The sequence below is a fragment of the Methanocaldococcus vulcanius M7 genome, assembly GCF_000024625.1.
GTDB classification, from domain to species: domain Archaea; phylum AGJL01; class Methanococci; order Methanococcales; family Methanocaldococcaceae; genus Methanocaldococcus; species Methanocaldococcus vulcanius.
The window spans coordinates 178,550-198,369 of sequence record NC_013407.1; the positions used below are offsets into that span (position 1 = coordinate 178,550).

Here is a 19,820-nt window from a genome sequence, read left to right on the forward strand (position 1 = left end):
TACACAATTATGTATGCTAATATTCTATATTACGATTACAAGTGAGATTTTTTAATTTTTTAAATTTTTTATGTGATTAGATTTAAGGTTTTTATATAACAGAATAAATCATGCCAAAATAGTATATAAAATAAAAAATAAAATTAAAATTTATCATTAATTATTAAATTCAAAATCTAAAAAATTGTCAATCCAAACAGATCCACAGCATTTTTATGGCTAACTTTATAGATCACTTCTCGATCTATATTTGAGAGTTTCATTTTTAAGACAGTCCTTGGAACTGCTAAAACATCTGAGGCATTAGAGGAAGAATCACTATTTAAAAGTATCTTATTTGAAAAATCCTTGTATTCTTTAATTATTTCAACCGCCTCTTGAGGTGTTAACTTCCCTGGCTGAACCGTCAATCCAACGTAAAGCTCTTCATCAATAACCATTTTTGTCGTTTGTTTATTGCAGTGTTCTATCACAATATCTTTATTTTTTAAGTTCAGAGTTGAGATCTCTTCTAAGATCTCCTTGGTTATTTCCTCCTTATTCCTTCTTGGTGTATGTATCACAACTGGCAAATTCAACTCCTCAGCTAAGGTTAACTGCTTAATAAATGCATTTTTTTCTTCTTTTGTTGCTTTTTCTAAGCCAATCTCCCCAATTCCAACAACCTTATTGTGGGTTATATATTCCTTTATTTTTAAAATTGCCTCATCGAGATCTGGTGGAATTGCTCTTGGATGAACCCCTACGCAGATAAATAGATTTAATCCCACCTTGTTAGCCCTATCTACTTCTGATTTTAAAAGTTTTTCAACGTGCGATTCCCAGACCTCTAAACTCTTCATTTCATAAGGGTCATGGGCTAATGTTATAACTCCATCTAAACACATTGCCATTAACTCGAGGTCTTCAAGTCCTCTTGTATCAGAATGTATGTGGGTATCTATCATCTTATACCACCTCTCTTCTTCCAATAGGCATTATTAACAGAGGATCTTCTTTAATATTTAGTAAATTTTTAATTTCTTCATCTAAAAAGGCCCCTACTGAAACAGTTCCAAGACCCAGTGATGTTGCAGTTAGGTAGATATTCTGAGCAACATGCCCTACTTCCATATGGACATACCTAACGCCTCTTTCTCCATAAACGCCCGTGGTTCTTTGATATTCTGCGGTTATTATTAAAACTATCGGAGCTTCCGCAATGAACATCTGATTTAATGAATAGAGAGCAAGTTCATAACCTATTTCTTCTTCAAGAATTTTTATTATTGAATGCCTTTCAGGATTATATTTATAAACTCCACTTTCAATATCTATAACATCTTTAACACTAACATATATCTCTAAGGGATACGTCGCTCCTGCGGAGGGAACGGTTCTAAAACCCAACTCGTTAGTTATCCCATAGGCAGAAAATAGGATATGTGAGAGTTCTTCTACTGTTAAGGGAGATGGGGAATATCTTCGAATAGACCTTCTTTTTATTAAAATATTTTCTAAATTAGTGGGCTTTATTGTCGGTAGAATAATTTCCATATATATCCTCTCGTTTAATTTATTTTTATAGTTTTAATTTTTGTAATATTTTACGTTTTCGTTTCTAATAATTCTTTTCGTGTTTTATCAATTTGTTATTATTTGTTTATTATCACTGTTTTTTTGTCATTTGAAGGAACTATTTTTATTTTTGCATCTTTAAAGTCCCTATATAGTGTTTTTCCCTCAAATAGTCGATCCAAAAATATTGCCAACGCTGCAACTTCTGAGTGTGGCTGGTTTCCTATTGATATGTTATAATCCGCGAGTTCATAAATATCTTTTGGAACTTTTTCAGCTCCAATAACAACCAAAATGTCCTTTCCATTCTTTAATTCATCTTTTATTTCATTTATTGATTCGTTTACATTTGCACCATACATTGTTAAATGCACTACTACACCTCTCTCCTTAAAATTTTTTACATACTGCCTCCATTTTTTCTCAACAGAAAATTCAAAATTTCCTCCCCAATTATTAACAATTTTTTCCACACTATTTTTAACGTGCTCATCTTCGGTTGTAAATATGATCTTATCTGCCCCAAGTGCTCTCGCAGTTAAAGCCACGTGAGTGGATATTCTTTTATCTCTTTCTCCTCTATGTCCTAATCTTAAAACTTCAACAGTCATCATTTCCCTCATTTACAATTATTGATTATTTATAATTCTAACAATTTAAAATAATAATGAAAAATAAATAAACTAAATATTATTAAAATTATTTAGAATTTAATTTTATAATAAAATAATAAAATTATAATCATAAGATATATGAGGTAGTATCGAACAATCCACTAAAATCTTTACATAACGTTATATAATTACGTTCGCTTTTTGAGGGAGAAAATGAACGATGGAGGTCATTTAATAAAGAAAATTAAAAGACGAATAATTAGTGGATTTACCATTTTAGGACTTGGTATTGGAATGATCTTTGGAAAACCAGTTGCAGGTTGTTTAATTGGATTAGGAATAGGGTTGTTGGTAAGTTCTTTTGTATATTGCATAGATATTAAGTTAAATAAATCTCTATCGTAAGTTTGAAATGCTGTTAGAAGGTTTTTAATTTTAATTTTATTTTTATATTGATATTTCCTTATAGTTCAGATGTATTCCATTTAATAATTAATATTAATAAGTTAATAATTCTTATATTATAACATTATTAATGTGGTTATATGTCTATTAATCGGACTTCATATCCTTTCCTATTCCTCCTCTCACTTTAACAGCCAGTCCATAATTAAATTCCATTAATTCGATCCCATTTAACAGTGTAGTTCCGTATGCTAAGAGTTCATCATCCTCATTGACAACTAAGACCTCCTCATAAGGTCTTAACTCCTCATCACAATCTATGACAAACTTTGCAAATACATTTCTTCCCTCTTTTGCAAAGTTCTCAACTTCTCTATCAACTACAACTCTATACTTTGGAAATGGGATCCTTTCCCATAGCAGTTTAGCACCTTTTTCAGATGGAATTAAAATGTTATCATTACTTCTAATTGAAAATAATAGATCTCCATTTTTATCCAATACTTGCCTCAATCTTCCTGTGTTTTTACTTCTAACTACTTTAACGTCTTCATCTTCTAACACATCATATCCGTATTGATATTGTAGCATTTTTCTTACCCTTAAACTATCGGGATCTATTTTTCTCTTTTTAGAGAAGTAGTTTATATAGTAGTTATAAGTTAAAATGTCTAAAATGTTGTCTTCTCCAATTTTCCTTTTTAACCATTGAATAAATTCATTTTGAAATTTTTTATTTACTTCTTTTTCATATTCATATAGTTCTGGAACTTCATTTTGAGATAGAGGATAGACAGTGTCAATATAGTAAGGAATGAATCCAAAAACAGGATCTTTTATTAAAATATCAACATCTGTCTCTAAAACATTTAAATTTTCATGATATGGCTTTTGTATTGTGTTTGATACGTTTGTTATATAGACCTTTTCGTATTTTATTCTTTTTAATCTTTTTTTATGTCTGAAAACCTCTGGTCTGAACATGGATTCTATTCCACTATAAAAAAATGCGGTTTTTTTAGATATTGGATCGAATTTTTCAATATATGGGAGGTATTTTTCCACAATTCGGTATCCTTCTAAAAGTTTGGGATGGCATCTAACTCTCTCTTCCACCAATTCCCACAAACTACCTTCTTTTATGGCATGTTTTATCCTACTGATCTCTTCAAATGTGATGTATAGGTTATGCTCAGCCAGTAATTTTTCTCTATCTTTTTTATCTAAACTTGCCAGTTCTTTTGGTGTATATCTTGAACATACTGGGCATGAACAAGGAAATGTCTTTAAATCTTTTAACTCAGATAAATGCAAGGTTCCTCTTTCTGTTAAGTATCTGTCATCCTTTGCATATAAAGCATAGGCAGCTGAGTCAAACAGATCACAGCCCAAGGCAACGGCCAAAGCAAAGAACATGGGATGTCCACACCCAAAGAGATGAACTGGCTTGTTTGTTGGGAGGTTCATTTTGGAGTTTATAATTATCTCAACAACATCCTTGTATCGATACTGCTCCATAAGGGGAACAACAGCCCCAATCGGATAGATGTCAAAGTTTAATTTTGCCATCTCTCTTGCTGATTTCTGTCTAAGATCCAGATAAGTGGATCCTTGAATAGTTCCATTTAATAGCAGTTTAAAATTCTTTTCTTCTTTTAAGTTCATTGAACGTTTGGCTCGGTTTATTGTTTCTTCAAGGTCTTTTTCGGCTTTTTCTCTATCTACGTCTGGCGGTGTTGGAATATCTAAAATCGTTCCAACGTCTACGCCAATTTTTTCTTGAAATTCAATGATCTCTAAGGGATCTATATCTATATCGCCGTAAACTCCAAGTTGGAACGAACCACTATCCGTTACTACAACCTTGTCAAATCCAATTAATTTATGAATTCCCTCTTTCTCAGCAATCTCTTTTAAATTAGGGGTTTTATAGGTTATATATGAGTTTGTTATTACAACATCTGCCAATTTTTTTATTAGATCCATTGGAACAGTTTGTTTTTTTGGATTAGGATGAACTACTGGCATTATTGTTGGTGTTTCTATTTTTTTCCCATTTATGTTTAAAATCCCTATTCTTCCCATTGCATCTCTGTGTTTTATTTCAAAAGTCATCATCTTATTACCTCCTAAGTTAAAAATTAAATATTAATCTTTTAAATATTTTGACTTGTTATTCTCTGTTAACAATAATAATCTAAAATAGATTTTATAAAGTTTTATAAGACATATAAGATGATTTTTATAATTATGGCAATGTGATTTTATAATTTTGTAATATTTAATGTTTAATACCTCTCAAGAGATATGAGGAAGATAAAAGGAAAAGAGAATGATTAATATCAAAAGGTAAAAGTAATTATTCATCTATCCTCTGAGTTCTTCTAACAGTAAATGCGAATAGTGCTGGTAAAACTGCCCCTCCAAGTATTGCTTCTGTTAACGCAACATCAGGGGCTAATAGTGCATAATAAAGATATGCCATACATAAACCTGCAAAACCTGATAGTATGATGCATTTAATCAGATCTTTTTGAAGTAGAGAAGCTAAACTTGATAGTAGTGCCATTATTATAACCATATAATGAATTATCTCCATTAATGATCACCCACACAACTATTTAACTATTTTACTCTATCTAATCTTTATTAATTATTTTAAATCATAATTTTAATTTAATAACTAATTTAATAACACCTTATATTAAAATGTTTTTAAAATGTTGTTATGCTAAAAATATTAAGAATTATATTGAGGGATTTTTATGGATTACTATTCAACGTTGTCTCCAGGGCTTGAAAAGGTATCTCAACGGGAAATAGAAACTTTGGGAGGAAAAATTAGAGAGATAAGAAATAATAAAGGTAGAATATTTTTTAAAGGAGATTTAGAAGTAATTCCTAAAATTAATTACTTATCAAGAACTATTGAAAGGTTGAATATCTTACTACATAGAGAAGAAATTCCTAACATTTCATTAGAGGATATATATGAGAGGGTTTATAGTATTGATTGGTCTGAGTGGATAAAAGAGGATCAGGCCTTTGCTATTAGGCCTTTAAGAGTTGGCACTCATAATTTCACATCCATTGATATTGGAAGAGTGGCTGGTGAAGCATTAATAAACTCCTATAAGCGAGATAAAAATGTTAGATTGAAAGTTAACTTAAATGAGCCCGATATAATTGTTAGAGTGGAAGTTATATTTGATGAAGTTATTGTTGGATTAGACACTACCGGAGATATTGCTCTTGACAAAAGAGGATACAGGGTTTTTAATCATCCTGCTCATCTAAATGCAACTATTGCATCATCTTTAATCTATTTAAGTGATTGGAAGGATGAAGAAACCTTGCTTGACCCCATGTGCGGATCTGGAACTATTCCAATAGAGGGGGCTTTAATTAAAAGAAATATTCCTCCAGGCAAGTTTAGGGAGAAAAAATATGGATTTAAGTTTGTAAATATATTTGGATATGGCCTTTTAGAAGAAATAAAAAAGAGTATTTTAGAAAATGAGGAGTTGTATAGTATATACGGAATTGATAAAAATGAGAAATATATTTTAGGAGCAGTTGAAAACGCGAGAAGTGCAGGAGTTTTTGATACTATTAGTTTATCTATCGGAGATGCTACAAAAATGGAGGAGAACTTTAAAGATATTGATGTTATTATTGCAAATCCACCGTATGGGATAAGGATGGGTAGTAAAAGAGGAGTTAAAAAACTGTATGAAAAATTTCTGCTGTCTGCAAAGAAGATAATGCATGATTCATCGCGAATGGTTGTTATAACTGCTGAAGATAAACTATTTAGAGAGGCGGTTGTAAGACAAAACTTTAACATAATGGATGAGTTCGCGGTAATGTTTGGAGGATTGTTAACAAAAGTGTTTATCATCTCACTTTAACATACGAATATAAGATGAGTATATAAAAGAGACAATTAAAGGTTGAAATAAGATAAAATTAAAATTTAAAATTAAGCATATCCACATCAATATCATATTTGTGGACTACATTGGTTTATCAATTAACCGAGGGAAAAAATGATACAAGAAATAAAGGATGTGATTTATGAATTCATATATAAATACTACATTGAACCCGCCAAATTGGGGACTGGGTATAATATTATTCAGGAAATCACTTATGGAACTATCTTAGCTGTTTTTTTATACTTATTTTATAAAGCGCTAAGAAAATTGAATATAAAAATAGATGAAAAATTTGCAATTCCTGGAATTGTGTTTTCGGTTTTAATTGCATTGATAAGAGCATTAGTTGATCTTGGATATATTGAAAGAAGTTTTCTAACCATAACTCCAGGAATAATATTTCTAATTGGAGGATTTTTTATATTGACTATTTTAACATCTGCAATAATATTCAAAGAAAACTACTACAAAGTTTCTGCAATAATCGGAGCAATCCCTCTACTTTATTTTTTAAGCATATTCTTTAAACACATACATCATCCAGAAGCGTTATTGTATGTTGGAATTTTGGTTGGGGGTGTGTATTTTGTTATTAGGTTTTTAGATGAAAAACTCAATCTAAATATTTTAAGTTCAAAAATAGATCACTATGTTATTATTGGTCAGTTAATCGATGCTTCCTCTACAACAGTGGGAATTGGAATATATGGCTATTGGGAACAACACCCTATTCCAAGGTTTTTAATGGAGCACTTTGGTGTTTATGCGTTTATTCCCTTTAAGATTTTGGTTATACTTTTAGCACTCTATATTCTAAATAGAGAAGTGGAGGATGAAAATATTAGAAATATTATAAAACTTTGTATAATGGCACTTGGATTAGCTCCGGGACTTAGAGATCTGTTTAGAACGGTTATGGGAGTTTAATATAGGGTATGTAATACCCAAGGTTATTAATTTTAATTATTAATTTTCATTAAATTTTATTAAATTAAATCAAAAATAACTAAAAACAGTAGAACAAACGTTTAATAATATGTTTAATAAATATTTTCGTAAATATTGATCACCACATCAGAGAGTTGCTTAGATTATGATAAACTATTTGGTGGACTTGATGAATTTTTTATTATTTGTTCCGATTTTAGTGATAATAGGATTTATTATAGGAATTTTTGGAAGCTTGCTTGGAATTGGTGGAGGTTTTTTAGTAGCTCCTGTTTTAACATTTATCTTTGATTATTTTGGAATTCCTGATGGTATAAAGTTCGCAGTTGGAACATCTTTGTTAGTAGTTTTTATAAATTCTATAATATCAATATTCAGGCATTCGAGAATTAGAAATATAAATTGGAAAGCATCTTTAATCGTTGGATTAACAAGTTTGATATTTTCATATTTAAGTGGTATGTTAGTTGTTCATTTTATTGCATCTAATATTTTAAAAAAGATATTTGGGGTTTTTTTAATAGTAAACTCGATATATTTAGCAAAATCCCAACATATTGATAAAATTAAAGAGAGAGAAGAAAAAATAGTTCATTTTATTTTTTGTGGAGTTGTAGCAGGGTTCTTATCTGGGCTTTTTGGTATTGGTGGAGGTATTGTGATAATTCCTTTATTAACATTAATCAAGTATCCAATAAAAAGAGCCACTTTAATATCAATAAGTGCAGTTCCTATAACATCCCTTGGAGGGCTCATCTCCTATTTAACTGCAAATACGAATGAGTATATATATAATATTGGATATGTTTCTGTTCCAATAGCTTTGATAATAGCGGTTCCTATCCTCTATTCCTCAAAGTTAGGAATAAAAATAAGCCAAGTTATTGAACCAAAGCATTTAAGATCAGTTTTAAGTGCAATACTTGGAGTTATTGGGGTTGTGATGCTTCTTTAATGCTCTTTTCAATAAAGTCCAAGACCTCATCAAATCCCTCCATCGTTTTTAAACTTAGTAAAACAACCTTTGCATTAGGATTTATCTTTTTAGCATCTTCTTTCATTTTATTTACATCAGCTCCAACTGCCTCAGCCAGATCAACTTTATTTATGATAATTAGATCTGCCGTTCTCATTATTTCAGGATGTTTTTCTATTGTATCATCCCCCTCGGTTGTTGAAACTACAACAATTCTTTTATGAGTTCCTAAGTCAAAATCAGCAGGACAGATTAAATTCCCAACATTCTCAATGAATAAAAGATCTATTTCATCCAAATTTAGATCCTCTAACGCATGCCCTACTAAGTGAGCATCTAAGTGGCATTCTTTTCCAGTGTTTAGGGGAATCACTTTTGCCCCATGTTTTTCCATTCTCTCAGCATCAAACTTTGCTATAACATCTCCAGCAATGCAGGCAATTTTATACTTATCTTTTAAGTTATCGATTAATTTTTCAATCAACAAGGTTTTTCCGCTACCGATAGCTCCCATAAAGTCGAAGGCAACTACTCCATGTTTATTTAAAAGTTTTCTGTTTTTATCTGCCAATCTTTTATTTGCCTTTAATATGTCTTTTGCAACTTCTAAAACACCAACTAAATGCATTTTATCACCCTAAAACTTAATTTTCTTCTTCATTTTCCATATCATCATAATTTGGGTTCATCTTCTCATATAACTCATCAACTTCATTCTTTTTCTTCCAAAGCTCAAAATTGGCTCTTTTAATTTTTTGTCGCTCTCTTTCTAAGAATTTGTATGTTTTTGCATGAGAAGCCCCTCTTAGAAGCATTTCTACCGCTTCTTTGGCCACTTGAACCGGTTCATGCTCCCCAACTATTGCGACGGTTTTTCCATAAACCGAAACATTTGCTCCGGTTAAACCTTCAATATACCTTCTTGATTTTCCCTCTTTACCGATAACTCTCCCTTTTAATCTTCTTAAACTATTTTCAGAGCTCGCATAGTCCTCAATGTCTATAATTTCTAAAACATAATCATCGCTAACTAATCTTAAAGCGATTTCTGGATTAAATCCCCTTCCAATAGCTCTAACTATATCCTTCGCTTTCCAAACTGCCAGTTGGTCTTTCTGCTTATCTGTTCCATATATGGTTACAGTTCCATCTTCGTCAATTTCCAATTTAACACCTAACTCTTCCTCAATAGCTTTTTTAACACTTCCTTTTTTACCAATTAGAACTCCTATTCTATCTTTTGGAATTTTTAAAATCTCTATATTTTTGTCCTGTCCAACGTTTCCAAAGACCATAATTATCACCGAAGATTTAATTTTTAATATATGTCAATATAAATTTAAGATTTAAGGAGATTATTTAAATTTTAATTTTAATTTTTAATTTGATTTCTGGATTTTAATGTTAATTTAAAGATTTTAAATTATAGTTGTTTAATCATTGCCTCATCTATTGGATTTATGTCTTTTCCGGTTATATAGGTGTATAAATTTTTATAATTGCAATTAACTTTCTTTCTTTTAAAGAAATTACACACATTTATACAGTCCCTAATTAGTAGCGGTTGGGATAGAGGATGTTGAGTTATAACACTTTGAGAAAAATCTATAAAGATCGGCTCGTTGTCTTTAATTAATATATTATATTCGCTTAAATCTCCATGGATCAGCTCTCCTTCTTCGTAGAGTTTTTTCATACTTTCTTTAATTGTTTTAAAGCATTTTTCCCAATCTAAATTCTGCACATCTTTAAGTTTTGGAGCAGGAACTCCTCTATGCCCCACAAAATCCATAACTAATATATTTTCTCTTCTTAATCTTGCCTTTGGAGCGTTTATTATCTCAGACGCTCTTTTTAGATTTCTAAATTCTTTTTCAACCCACGCGTGGATGATCTGTCTTCTACTGCTCTTTCTTAAATGGAATCTTGGGTCTCCTTGTATATACTTGCTCATTGTTTTGAAATCACATGTAGCAACTCTGTAAACTTTAACTGCTCTGTAAAATTTTCCTTTTCTTGCTTTAAAAACAACTGCTTCTTTCCCAGAGTTAACTATTCCTACAAATTCAGTTATATGCTTTCCTACAAGTAATCTAAACAAGTTCATCAATGTTCTTTTATCAAAAACCTCATTAGCTGTTTTCAATTCCTCTAAAAATTTTTTTTCTTTTTCCAAAATTTCTTTTTGATACTGTTTGTCAAGTTTTATCTCTTCTTCCTCGCTGATCAATTCGTAAAATTCATTATTAGATGATTTAGCTATGACAATCACCCAGATTTTAATTTTACTGGATTTTTGTTTACGACCTATTACTTTAAAATAACATGAAAATTTAAAAATTTAATTTAATATTTTTATATGCCTAATTAGGCATATTTAATATTATGACGACAAATATTAACTAAATAATTAACCAATTAACTGACATTAAGTAATCATTCAAATATATTGTAATATATTGTAATTCATACTTAAAATTATTATATTAAAAATTATATTTATAATTAAATATTAACAGATATTTAAAGATCTTAAAAGACCTTATTAAAAGGCCTTAAAGTATATCATTTAAGAATCCTTTTCTTTTGAGCCATTCAACTTGTGTTTTCGTGTATCTCCAAATAATATCGCACTTCTGGTCTCCTTGCACATCCCATGGCTTTACAATAACGACATCTCCTTCTCTTATCCAGATCCTATTTTTCAACCTTCCTGGAATTCTGCCCATTCTTGTTTTTCCATCTAAACATCTAACTCTAACCCTACTTGCTCCTAACATTTGCTCTATTATTCCTAAAATCTCATTTTCATCTTTTCTTGGAATTCTTACCCTAACCTGTTGTTCTTGTTGTTGTCCTACCATTTTTTCACCGATAAATAAGTGTTTTTATTATTTTTATTTTAATATTTATTTTATAATTGCAAATGTTTTGATCATCTGTTTTTGACAGTTAGTTATACCTCAAATTGTGTTTCGATCGATAAATGTTTCTAACGTTTCTTCAACATTTATTTTATATTTTCCTTTCTATATATTCTTTGTGTTAAAGGTTTTTGAATATTTTTTAGGGTGAGAGTATGATAACTAAAAAAGAAGCGGTAGATTTTCTAAACTCATCATCAACTGAGAATATCTTGGATATGTTGTCTAAAATAAGCAAAAAAGGAACACATGAAAAAGATAGAAGGAGATGCATAACCTATTCAAAAAATGTATTTATTCCTCTTTCAAAATGGTGTAGAAATAAGTGTGGCTATTGTATTTTTAGAGAGGATAAACCAAAATTGATGAAACCATCTGAGGTTAAAGAGATCATTTTGAGAGGAGATAAACTTGGATGTAGGGAAGCGTTATTTACATTTGGAGAAAATGTGGATGAAAACGAAAAAATTAAAGAACAATTAAGATCTATGGGTTTTGATAACATTTTAGAGTATCTATACTACTTAGAGGATTGGACGTTAAATAACTCCTCCCTATTACCACATACGAATTGTGGAATTTTAAGTTATGAAGAGTTAAAGATGTTAAAAGAGGTTAACGCGTCTATGGGTTTAATGTTAGAAAATGTTTCGGAGAGGTTGATGAATACAATAGCTCACAAATACAGTCCAGGAAAAGATCCAAGATTAAGAATAGAGATGATAGAAAATGCAGGGAAGTTAAAGATCCCTTTCACAACTGGATTGTTGATTGGAATAGGGGAGACAAATGAGGAGATCGTTGAGTCGTTATTTGCGATAAGAAAAATATATAAAAAGTATGGCCATATCCAAGAAGTGATAATTCAGAATTTTAGGGCTAAGAAAGGCATTCCAATGGAAAATTTTAAGGAACCATCTCCTGTAAAGATGTTAAAGGTCATTATTTTGGCAAAACTTATACTTGATGATATTTCCATTCAAATTCCTCCAAACTTAAATAGGGAAACGGGACAGTTATTTTTATTGGCAGGAGTTGATGATTGGGGAGGGATTTCTCCACTAACAAAGGACTATGTAAATCCAGAGGCAGAGTGGCCAGAAGTTGAAGAATTGAGAAGATGGACTGAGGAGTTGGGTTTAGAGTTGAAGATGCGACTTCCAGTTTATGATAAGTATATAAGTAGAGAATGGCTCAGTGAAAAAGTTTATGAAAAGATTAAAATAGACATTTTAAAAGATCAGAGATAGATGTAGTTCCACACTGCAATAACAATAAACGAAAGCACTGTTGTAATGAATATGGAAGAGGCGATCATTTTAATATCCAACTCATAGAGCGTCCCTAAAACAAGAGTCATCATGGCTGAGGGCATTGAACTCTCAACTAAAACAACGTTTCTGTCTAATCCATACACATTAAGTATGTTTGAAAGTGTAAACGCAATACTTGGAGAAACAAGAAAACGGAATATTGAAGCCACAATACCCCAAAAAACTCCGAATTTTAATGCTCTTGGGGATAAAGATAGTCCAAGGGACATCATAATAAGAGGAACTGTTGCAGATGATAAATAATTTAATGATTTTAATATGAAATTTGGGAGATAACTCAATTTAAATCCAAGAAATACTAATATTACAGTAGATATTCCAGTTATAAGTGGAGGGAACTTTATCATCTCTTTTAATACGTTTTTTCCCTTTCCTTTTCCAAATTTTATCCCAATATAGGTTCCCAATAACATGGTTGCAAAAACCCCTCCTAAATCGCAAAATATTGCTCTTGCTAAGCCAGTATAGCCAAACATTCCTAAGATCACAGGATAACCTAAAAAACCAGTATTTCCAAGCATAGACACCAATATCAAAGATCCGAGTTTATTGTTTTCTAATTTAAAAATGTATTTTCCAGTTATAAATGCCAAGATTCCTACAATAAAACAGCAGACAAAAATTATAATCGGTAATTTTAAAAATTCAAATATTTGTGAAGGAGCAACGTTCTTTAAAATTGTTAAAAAGATAGTTGAAGGCATAGTTGCGTAGATAACGATATTATTTAAGATTTTTGCATCCTCTTCTTTTAAAATATTAAAAATTTTTAAAATATATCCAGTTAGAATCAAAACTAAAACGATCAAAACCACATCCATACTAACCACTTAACGTTCTCTTTAAATTTCCTTCTTCATCAATCTCTCCCGACCTTATTCTCGTAGTTGAAATTGGTTTTCCATTTTTTGCCAACACCCTATTGAATACTACTATATCAATTGGTTTTAAACCTTTTTTTATCCTTAATTTATTTATTTTTTCTGCATTTTTTACTGTCTCTTCTGTAACAACTATAATATCATAATCCTCCTCTACGGCATCACCATATGCATTATCTATTATTTTTATTTCATAATCTGCATTGACCTCATCTAAAAACTTTTTTAAATTGCTTATCCTTGTTTTTAGATCGTTTATTTGATGTTTTTTATATTTTTTTGCAAATTCATCGCTTGTTATTCCAACAGTGAGCTTTCCTAATGATGATGAAAACTTTAACAACTCCTTATGCCCTCTATGCAGTATATCAAACGTTCCTCCGACCACAACTTTTAATTTTTTCTTTTTCATAGAAAGCATCTCTCATTTTATTTTTTTATTCTCTACTTATCATTTATCATCATGTAAATGCAGAAATCGGTAGAGTTCATTTGACAGAAATACAAACTCTCCAACAGATAGTTTAAAAACTTTATTTTCAATTAAAGAACCAATTTTTTCTTTTTCAGAAAATTTTATTAATATCTTTTTCATCTCTTCCTTTGAATAGCCAAGTTCTTTCGAAGAATCGATCAGTGCCTTTCTAACAGATTTATTCCTATGTTGAAATACAGCCCTTAAAAAATTATCGAAGAAGATTTCATTTTCTATTTGATATTTATTCTTATTGAGTTTTATTTTTATAAGGGCAGAGTGAATCTTTGGTTTTGGATGAAAAGCAGTTGGGGGGACTTTTGTTATAAATTCAACATCTGCTCTTGATTGCACCGCCACACTTAACCTTCCATAATCCTTCGTTCCTTCCTTAGCTACCATTCTCTTAGCAAACTCATACTGATACATCAAAACAGCCAAATCAAAGCCCTTTTTTATTAGTTTAAAAGTTATAGGAGAAGATATTTGATATGGAAGATTAGCAATAACCTTATTGAAATCTAACGTGTTTAAATCAACTTTCAATGCATCATTCCAGATAATTTCTATATTGTTATAGTTTTCTTTTAATTTGTTAGCATAGGACTCTAAACTCTTATCTATCTCAATAACATAAACCTTTTTAGCATGTTTAGCTAACTCCTCTGTTAAAATTCCTTTTCCTAAGCCAATCTCTAAGACAATATCATCCTTTGTTAAATTTGCGGATTCCACTGCCTTATTAACAAAATTTTTGTCTATTAAAAAACACTGCCCTAATTTTTTCTTTGGTTTAAACATTATTTCACTCTGCAAATCAATATACAAAAATTAAATAGATATTATTCAAAATTATTTAAATTTATAAATAAGATCCTCTTAGCACAATCTTAAAAACTCTTTTATAGCGTTTCTCATAACCTCAACATTTGGCTCCACTCCCGTCCATATCTTAAAAGCTACTGCACCTTGATGAATTAGCATTCCCAACCCGTTTATGGCCTTTGCATTTGCTTTTTTTGCTTCTTTTAATAAAACGGTCTCTAAAGGGTTATATACCAGATCCATAACTACCATATCCTCTCTTAACTTATCTGCTTTAACTATTGGTTCAACATCCACATTTGGATACATCCCTATTGGTGTAGCGTTAATAACTATATCAACATCACTCAGATCTACATTTAAGTCGCTAAATTTTACCTCCTCACCAAATTTTTTATTTAATTTTTCTGCAATTTCCTTTGCTAAATTTTTAGCTTTTTCTATGGTTCTGTTTGCGATTATTATCCTGTTGTTTTTTGCTAATTCAAACGCCACGGCTCTTCCAGCCCCTCCTGCACCATAAACTACAATATTTTTTCCTTTAACCTCTCCGATCTCTTCCTCAAGTGCCCTTCTTGCTCCTATACCATCAGTATTATATCCAATTGCTTTACCATTATCTATCTTTACTGTATTTACTGCTCCGATTAATTTTGCATCTTTATCAATTTCATCTAAATATTTCATAACTTCAATCTTATGCGGAATTGTTATATTAAATCCAACAATTCCAAGAGATTTGGCTCCTTTTATTGCATCTCCTAAGTGCTCGGGAAGAACATCAAACGCAACATAAACATAATTTAGTTTTTTGTCTTTAAAAGCAGTATTATGCATTATTGGAGAGAAAGAATGTTCAACCGGATGACCTATCAACCCTACAACTTTTGTTTTAGCATTTATCATACTTTCCCTCGCAAAACTTTTTTATGTTTTTTCTTTTTTATTATCTATCTTTTCAATAGTTTACCTCTGTTGTAATTAAAAAGTGAAATTATCAAAAATTAGAATTAATTAATTCTGATAAAGGTAATATTATATTCATAAAATAAACACTATAAATGTGGCAAATAAGATAAAACAAAAAGTTGAGATTTTTCTACCAATATATTTTTATATTTTATTTTCATTATTTTTTATTGATCAACTTCACAACCTCAGCAACCTTTTTACCTAAATTTCTTGCAGTTTCTAATCCAATTGTATCGTTTTTACAGTCCTCTGGGGACTTTCCAACGCCAGTTCCTCCATAGTGAGCTGTTGGATCGCTGTCTCCAACAACTATACTTGCATGTATTAAGAAAAAGTTATGTATCTGTTGAATAGTTGTTTCTTGACCTCCATTTCTACTGGCTCCGACTGCTATTGCTCCACCAACTTTATTTTTTAGTTGGAATCCGATCCTTAAAGGTCTTGATCTATCCATTAGCATTTTTAACTGAGCGGAGACACCCCCAAAGTAAACGGGGGATCCTAATATGATTCCATCTGCTTCTTTCATTTTTTCCAATATTTCTTCAACATCATCGATTATTGGACATTTTCCTTCTTCTTTACATAGATTACATCCGATACATGGATTTAGTTCTTTATTTGCGAGGGAGATGAACTCAACATCAATTCCTTCATTTTCAATTACTTTTAGAGCTTCCTTGACGAGTAAGGTGGTATTTCCTTCTGGTCTTGGACTTCCGCTTATTCCAATTACTTTCATAATCCTCACCACGAATTGTTCATATTATAAATTTTCCGATTTTTAAGGTGTTCAATTTGCAACTAATTTTTGTATTTTTATATTATTTTGATATTATTTTAACGTTAACATTCCCATAGTATTATTGTAATTTTTTATGTATTAAGTGTAATTTTATTCCAATAACAATATAACGCTTCATATTTGACTATTATTGCACCTATTCTCTTTGAAATAATTTAACCATTTTTTAACATTACTATACCACTCATCCAGCAGTTCTTCCATAATCTCTCCTACTTTATCTAACTCAACCGCACTATATATATATTTATAACCAACTGTCTCAGTTATTTTTTTTCTGTTTACTAATCCACAGTTCATTAAACTCCTCAAAGCTTTTTGAACAGTGGTTCTATCCCTATTAACTCTCTCAGCAACATCTAACACACTACCTTCTCCATTTTCCAGTAGGTCGAAATATATCCTTATTTCAATTTCTTGTAATCCTAAAATACACCTCATCAAATCTTCAATAGTAAACTTCTTTAATCTATCAAGAATAAACTCATTCATTATACCACAATTTCTCTTTATTTTATTATTTTAAATATTGCAATACATAATATCATAAAAATTACAAAAGTGTTAATGTAGAGACGCTAATTATTAACTGTTTATTAATTACATATTACTTATCTTCCAAAATTTTTATATAAATAGTTCTATTTCTTGGACCGTCAAATTCTGCAAAGAATATGCCCTGCCAAGTGCCTAATAAAGGTTTTCCATCTTCAATAATAACTGTTTCTGAACAGCCAATTAGTGAACTTTTTATATGTGCATCGGAATTTCCCTCTAAGTGCGTAAAATCCCAATTTCTTGGAATTTTTGATGATAAGAATTTAATCATATCATATTTTACCGAAGGATCTGCATTTTCGTTGATGGTTATTCCCGCAGTTGTGTGAGGAGTGTAGATAACCGCTATTCCACTTTTGACTCCTGATTTTGAAATTGCGGAGATCACAACCTCAGTTATATCTACGAACTCTTCTCTATTTTTTGTTATTATTTTTTGGACAAATAACATGATCATCACCACAAAAGGTTTTAAATGTTTTTAAAATTACTTAAATGTTTTTTGAAATAGTTTTTAAAATTTACGCGTTTGATAAATTAACGAAAAATAGAGGGTAAAAAACAACCTAATTGATATTCAATAACCTAATATTTATATTAATTATAAATGATTGTATTATATAATCATTATATTATATATTTTTATATTTTGAATAAAAGAAAGATAACGCAAAAGATATTTATAGAATGCACTAAAATTTTAACAAATGAATAAATAACAAAATATAAGATTACACGATTAATAGGAAACTAAGGGAAATACAAAAAACTAAAAATGAGAGGGAAATTATGAAATTAGATTATAGATTACCCTTATTACTGCTTGCAATATATATAATTCTTGGTGCATTTATTCAATATAGTGGAATCTCCGACTTCAAATCTCTTCCATCTCCACTTTATGGAGGAGATTACTACTACCAAATGGGAGAAATATGGCACATAAGAGATGGTGGAAATCCATTAGATAGTTCTTCAATGCTTGGAGGAGTTCCTGGCTATCTTCCAGTTTATGGTTACCTCTGTGCTAAGTTTTGTGATCTATTTAATTTAGATACAATGAAAGGAATGCTATATTTTTCAATAGTGTTATTTGTTGTAGCAAGTGTTATATGGTTCTGTCTATTTAGAGTTCTATTTAAAGATGATTGGATTGCATTAATTGGGGTTATCTTAGCGAATGGGATAAATGTCTATCCAATATTGAAATATACAAACTTTACTCATCAAGTTATGATTCCACTGTTTATATTATTCCTTTATCTCTCATTCAAAGAGAGAAGATCCATATATTACGCATTATTGGGATTGATCTATGGTTTATTAACATTATCACACATGATTGCGTTTGTTGGAGCGACTTTGATAATAGCAACTTTTGTTATTTATGAGATTTATAAAAATAAAAATAACATTTTGGAATATTTAAAAGAAAATATAAAAAATTGGGTAGTTTTTGGAATTGTTGCATTTCCTGTATTAATGCTCTATTGGTATAAGCCGATATTTGTTTACCACCTACATAGACCCTATGACAGATTTCACATGGATATTATGGATTTTGGAAGATTAGACGTGCAAATAAAGTTTTTATTCAACACAATAAAAAGTTATTTATTTAATTTTAGTTCAATTGGTGGAGCGATAACAACACTGTTACTATGGATCGGAATTTATGGGTATTTTAAACTGGAGAAAAATGATTTAAAAGAATTTTTAAAGGTCTTTGCTATTGGATCTCTTATCTCTACTTTTAGCTACTTCATAACTGAACCCCTATTTCACATAAACTTCATTCCGAACTATATGTCCTACTTTTATCTCTGGGCAACGACAATATTATTCGCTACATTTGGATTAAACTATTTAAAAATAAACTTACAACTAACTGAAACTCTGAACAAAAAAATTGCCGTGTTTGGGATTGTATTTGTGATATTATTTGCAAACTCTGCATATGCATTTATCAATTATATAGAAAATGACAAATGGGCTAATGTTGGAAAAGAGCCAATGCCTGAGATGTATATATCTTTACAACACTATCTTCTGACTCATACAAGTGTAAACGATGTTATACTCTCAACCAAAGAGTTAAGTTTTGTAATAAACGCGATAAGTGGAAGAAAAGTTATGGTTGACAGATGGGCTCAACAGAACGATCCATATATAAACCTTCCTCAGCGAGACATGGATGCTGCGGTAATACTATACGGCAATGACACAAAGAAAAAATTGGAACTAATAAAAAAATATCATATAAAATATTTGTATTGGGATTATAACTGGATAAATACCGAGTTCCAAATAGATAAATATGGAAGGATAGTTGGTATATTTGATCCACTAATGACTTATGATACAGAAAAAAATAGGGAATATCTGAATGAATATGATGTTAAATACATTCCAATGTATTTCTGGATCGATCCTTCTTGTAGAAGTAAAGATATTAGAAAGTTCCATCTCCTTATAATATCTCCTCAAAACTACTATAACTTTACAAATCCATGGAAGCCCGACTTAAACAAATATTTGGTTGAGGTCTGGAATTATACAAAAGATGGGAAGACATTAGCAGTGTTGTATAAGATTAAGGTGAATTAAA

22 protein-coding genes are annotated in these 19,820 nt (G+C 30.4%); 6 read left to right on the forward strand and 16 right to left on the reverse strand.

Features of this window, described 5'->3' with window-relative positions; translation table 11 throughout:
• Positions 1-176: 176 nt before the first annotated feature.
• The 3 genes from METVU_RS00860 to METVU_RS00870 all read right to left on the reverse strand — a co-directional run bounded on the left by METVU_RS00860 (position 177) and on the right by METVU_RS00870 (position 2,168).
• Positions 177-947 carry a TatD family hydrolase gene (locus tag METVU_RS00860; protein WP_012819587.1) on the reverse strand — a complete coding sequence of 257 codons (771 nt, stop codon included), beginning with the start codon at positions 945-947 and terminating at the stop codon, positions 177-179.
• Position 948: 1 nt separating this feature from the next.
• Positions 949-1,536: a SagB/ThcOx family dehydrogenase gene (locus METVU_RS00865; RefSeq protein WP_012819588.1), complete on the reverse strand. Its 588-nt coding sequence runs from the start codon at positions 1,534-1,536 to the stop codon at positions 949-951.
• Positions 1,537-1,634: 98 nt separating this feature from the next.
• The gene (locus METVU_RS00870) at positions 1,635-2,168 is read right to left on the reverse strand and encodes a tRNA (cytidine(56)-2'-O)-methyltransferase (RefSeq protein WP_012819589.1); all 534 of its coding nucleotides are present in this window, start codon (positions 2,166-2,168) and stop codon (positions 1,635-1,637) included.
• Between the two features lie 216 nt (positions 2,169-2,384).
• Here METVU_RS00870 and METVU_RS00875 point away from each other — a divergent pair, with 216 nt between their 5' ends.
• Positions 2,385-2,576, forward strand: a complete 192-nt coding sequence (locus METVU_RS00875; protein WP_012819590.1) for a hypothetical protein — start codon at positions 2,385-2,387, stop codon at positions 2,574-2,576.
• Between the two features lie 147 nt (positions 2,577-2,723).
• Here METVU_RS00875 and tgtA read toward each other — a convergent pair whose 3' ends face one another.
• Together tgtA and METVU_RS00885 are read right to left on the reverse strand one after the other, a co-directional pair.
• The gene (gene tgtA, locus METVU_RS00880) at positions 2,724-4,694 is read right to left on the reverse strand and encodes a tRNA guanosine(15) transglycosylase TgtA (protein WP_012819591.1); all 1,971 of its coding nucleotides are present in this window, start codon (positions 4,692-4,694) and stop codon (positions 2,724-2,726) included.
• A gap of 241 nt (positions 4,695-4,935) precedes the next feature.
• Positions 4,936-5,175 (reverse strand): DUF4040 domain-containing protein, encoded by a 240-nt coding sequence (locus METVU_RS00885; protein ID WP_012819592.1) that lies wholly within the window; start codon positions 5,173-5,175, stop codon positions 4,936-4,938.
• A 166-nt stretch (positions 5,176-5,341) separates the two neighbouring features.
• Between METVU_RS00885 and trm14 the strand changes: the two genes are divergently transcribed.
• The 3 genes from trm14 to METVU_RS00900 all read left to right on the forward strand — a co-directional run bounded on the left by trm14 (position 5,342) and on the right by METVU_RS00900 (position 8,417).
• The gene (gene trm14, locus METVU_RS00890) at positions 5,342-6,487 is read left to right on the forward strand and encodes a tRNA (guanine(6)-N2)-methyltransferase (protein WP_012819593.1); all 1,146 of its coding nucleotides are present in this window, start codon (positions 5,342-5,344) and stop codon (positions 6,485-6,487) included.
• Positions 6,488-6,625: 138 nt separating this feature from the next.
• Positions 6,626-7,441, forward strand: a complete 816-nt coding sequence (locus METVU_RS00895; RefSeq protein WP_012819594.1) for a DUF63 family protein — start codon at positions 6,626-6,628, stop codon at positions 7,439-7,441.
• Positions 7,442-7,631: 190 nt separating this feature from the next.
• Positions 7,632-8,417: a sulfite exporter TauE/SafE family protein gene (locus tag METVU_RS00900; RefSeq protein ID WP_012819595.1), complete on the forward strand. Its 786-nt coding sequence runs from the start codon at positions 7,632-7,634 to the stop codon at positions 8,415-8,417.
• Here the strand turns inward: METVU_RS00900 and hypB are convergent.
• From hypB to eif1A, 4 genes are all read right to left on the reverse strand, one after another.
• Positions 8,392-9,066 (reverse strand): hydrogenase nickel incorporation protein HypB, encoded by a 675-nt coding sequence (hypB, locus tag METVU_RS00905; protein WP_012819596.1) that lies wholly within the window; start codon positions 9,064-9,066, stop codon positions 8,392-8,394. The genes METVU_RS00900 and hypB overlap by 26 nt on opposite strands.
• Before the next feature lie 16 nt (positions 9,067-9,082).
• Positions 9,083-9,733, reverse strand: a complete 651-nt coding sequence (locus tag METVU_RS00910; RefSeq protein ID WP_012819597.1) for a KH domain-containing protein — start codon at positions 9,731-9,733, stop codon at positions 9,083-9,085.
• A 128-nt stretch (positions 9,734-9,861) separates the two neighbouring features.
• On the reverse strand, positions 9,862-10,707 hold the full coding sequence (locus METVU_RS00915; RefSeq protein WP_048196981.1) for a serine protein kinase RIO: 846 nt from the start codon (positions 10,705-10,707) through the stop codon (positions 9,862-9,864).
• 286 nt (positions 10,708-10,993) lie between these two features.
• A complete protein-coding gene (gene eif1A / locus METVU_RS00920; protein ID WP_012819599.1) occupies positions 10,994-11,302 on the reverse strand; it encodes a translation initiation factor eIF-1A in 309 nt (102 codons plus the stop codon).
• A gap of 215 nt (positions 11,303-11,517) precedes the next feature.
• On the opposite strand from eif1A, the gene cofG reads away from it, so the two are divergent.
• Complete coding sequence (cofG, locus tag METVU_RS00925; protein WP_012819600.1) at positions 11,518-12,612, forward strand: 7,8-didemethyl-8-hydroxy-5-deazariboflavin synthase subunit CofG; 1,095 nt, start codon at positions 11,518-11,520, stop codon at positions 12,610-12,612.
• On the opposite strand, the gene METVU_RS00930 is transcribed toward cofG, so the two are convergent.
• From METVU_RS00930 to METVU_RS00960, 7 genes are all read right to left on the reverse strand, one after another.
• Positions 12,603-13,517, reverse strand: coding sequence for an AEC family transporter (locus METVU_RS00930; protein WP_012819601.1), 915 nt, complete (start codon positions 13,515-13,517; stop codon positions 12,603-12,605). The genes cofG and METVU_RS00930 overlap by 10 nt on opposite strands.
• A 1-nt stretch (position 13,518) precedes the next feature.
• On the reverse strand, positions 13,519-13,989 hold the full coding sequence (locus tag METVU_RS00935; RefSeq protein WP_012819602.1) for a phosphopantetheine adenylyltransferase: 471 nt from the start codon (positions 13,987-13,989) through the stop codon (positions 13,519-13,521).
• A gap of 39 nt (positions 13,990-14,028) precedes the next feature.
• Positions 14,029-14,853, reverse strand: coding sequence for a 16S rRNA (adenine(1518)-N(6)/adenine(1519)-N(6))-dimethyltransferase RsmA (gene rsmA / locus METVU_RS00940; protein WP_012819603.1), 825 nt, complete (start codon positions 14,851-14,853; stop codon positions 14,029-14,031).
• A gap of 78 nt (positions 14,854-14,931) precedes the next feature.
• Positions 14,932-15,783 (reverse strand): shikimate dehydrogenase, encoded by an 852-nt coding sequence (gene aroE, locus METVU_RS00945; RefSeq protein WP_012819604.1) that lies wholly within the window; start codon positions 15,781-15,783, stop codon positions 14,932-14,934.
• A 223-nt stretch (positions 15,784-16,006) separates the two neighbouring features.
• The gene (locus tag METVU_RS00950) at positions 16,007-16,591 is read right to left on the reverse strand and encodes a flavodoxin family protein (RefSeq protein ID WP_012819605.1); all 585 of its coding nucleotides are present in this window, start codon (positions 16,589-16,591) and stop codon (positions 16,007-16,009) included.
• A gap of 177 nt (positions 16,592-16,768) precedes the next feature.
• Positions 16,769-17,146, reverse strand: a complete 378-nt coding sequence (locus tag METVU_RS00955) for a helix-turn-helix domain-containing protein (protein WP_012819606.1) — start codon at positions 17,144-17,146, stop codon at positions 16,769-16,771.
• A 115-nt stretch (positions 17,147-17,261) separates the two neighbouring features.
• Positions 17,262-17,663 carry a secondary thiamine-phosphate synthase enzyme YjbQ gene (locus METVU_RS00960; RefSeq protein WP_048196660.1) on the reverse strand — a complete coding sequence of 134 codons (402 nt, stop codon included), beginning with the start codon at positions 17,661-17,663 and terminating at the stop codon, positions 17,262-17,264.
• A gap of 338 nt (positions 17,664-18,001) precedes the next feature.
• On the opposite strand from METVU_RS00960, the gene METVU_RS00965 reads away from it, so the two are divergent.
• A complete protein-coding gene (locus METVU_RS00965; RefSeq protein ID WP_012819608.1) occupies positions 18,002-19,819 on the forward strand; it encodes a glycosyltransferase family protein in 1,818 nt (605 codons plus the stop codon).
• The last annotated feature ends 1 nt before the right edge of the window (position 19,820 follow it).

Bases quoted from the DNA above. Each gene is read 5' to 3' on its own strand.
- METVU_RS00910 (WP_012819597.1), bottom strand. From the start codon at position 9,733: ATGGTCTTTGGAAACGTTGGACAGGACAAAAATATAGAGATTTTAAAA.
- METVU_RS00885 (WP_012819592.1), bottom strand. From the start codon at position 5,175: ATGGAGATAATTCATTATATGGTTATAATAATGGCACTACTATCAAGT.
- METVU_RS00930 (WP_012819601.1), bottom strand. From the start codon at position 13,517: ATGGATGTGGTTTTGATCGTTTTAGTTTTGATTCTAACTGGATATATT.
- hypB (WP_012819596.1), bottom strand. From the start codon at position 9,066: ATGCATTTAGTTGGTGTTTTAGAAGTTGCAAAAGACATATTAAAGGCA.
- METVU_RS00935 (WP_012819602.1), bottom strand. From the start codon at position 13,989: ATGAAAAAGAAAAAATTAAAAGTTGTGGTCGGAGGAACGTTTGATATA.
- METVU_RS00865 (WP_012819588.1), bottom strand. From the start codon at position 1,536: ATGGAAATTATTCTACCGACAATAAAGCCCACTAATTTAGAAAATATT.
- METVU_RS00960 (WP_048196660.1), bottom strand. From the start codon at position 17,663: ATGTTATTTGTCCAAAAAATAATAACAAAAAATAGAGAAGAGTTCGTA.
- aroE (WP_012819604.1), bottom strand. From the start codon at position 15,783: ATGATAAATGCTAAAACAAAAGTTGTAGGGTTGATAGGTCATCCGGTT.
- METVU_RS00860 (WP_012819587.1), bottom strand. From the start codon at position 947: ATGATAGATACCCACATACATTCTGATACAAGAGGACTTGAAGACCTC.
- METVU_RS00895 (WP_012819594.1), top strand. From the start codon at position 6,626: ATGATACAAGAAATAAAGGATGTGATTTATGAATTCATATATAAATAC.
- METVU_RS00950 (WP_012819605.1), bottom strand. From the start codon at position 16,591: ATGAAAGTAATTGGAATAAGCGGAAGTCCAAGACCAGAAGGAAATACC.
- trm14 (WP_012819593.1), top strand. From the start codon at position 5,342: ATGGATTACTATTCAACGTTGTCTCCAGGGCTTGAAAAGGTATCTCAA.
- METVU_RS00900 (WP_012819595.1), top strand. From the start codon at position 7,632: ATGAATTTTTTATTATTTGTTCCGATTTTAGTGATAATAGGATTTATT.
- METVU_RS00870 (WP_012819589.1), bottom strand. From the start codon at position 2,168: ATGACTGTTGAAGTTTTAAGATTAGGACATAGAGGAGAAAGAGATAAA.
- METVU_RS00965 (WP_012819608.1), top strand. From the start codon at position 18,002: ATGAAATTAGATTATAGATTACCCTTATTACTGCTTGCAATATATATA.
- METVU_RS00955 (WP_012819606.1), bottom strand. From the start codon at position 17,146: ATGAATGAGTTTATTCTTGATAGATTAAAGAAGTTTACTATTGAAGAT.
- METVU_RS00875 (WP_012819590.1), top strand. From the start codon at position 2,385: ATGAACGATGGAGGTCATTTAATAAAGAAAATTAAAAGACGAATAATT.
- tgtA (WP_012819591.1), bottom strand. From the start codon at position 4,694: ATGATGACTTTTGAAATAAAACACAGAGATGCAATGGGAAGAATAGGG.
- cofG (WP_012819600.1), top strand. From the start codon at position 11,518: ATGATAACTAAAAAAGAAGCGGTAGATTTTCTAAACTCATCATCAACT.
- rsmA (WP_012819603.1), bottom strand. From the start codon at position 14,853: ATGTTTAAACCAAAGAAAAAATTAGGGCAGTGTTTTTTAATAGACAAA.
- eif1A (WP_012819599.1), bottom strand. From the start codon at position 11,302: ATGGTAGGACAACAACAAGAACAACAGGTTAGGGTAAGAATTCCAAGA.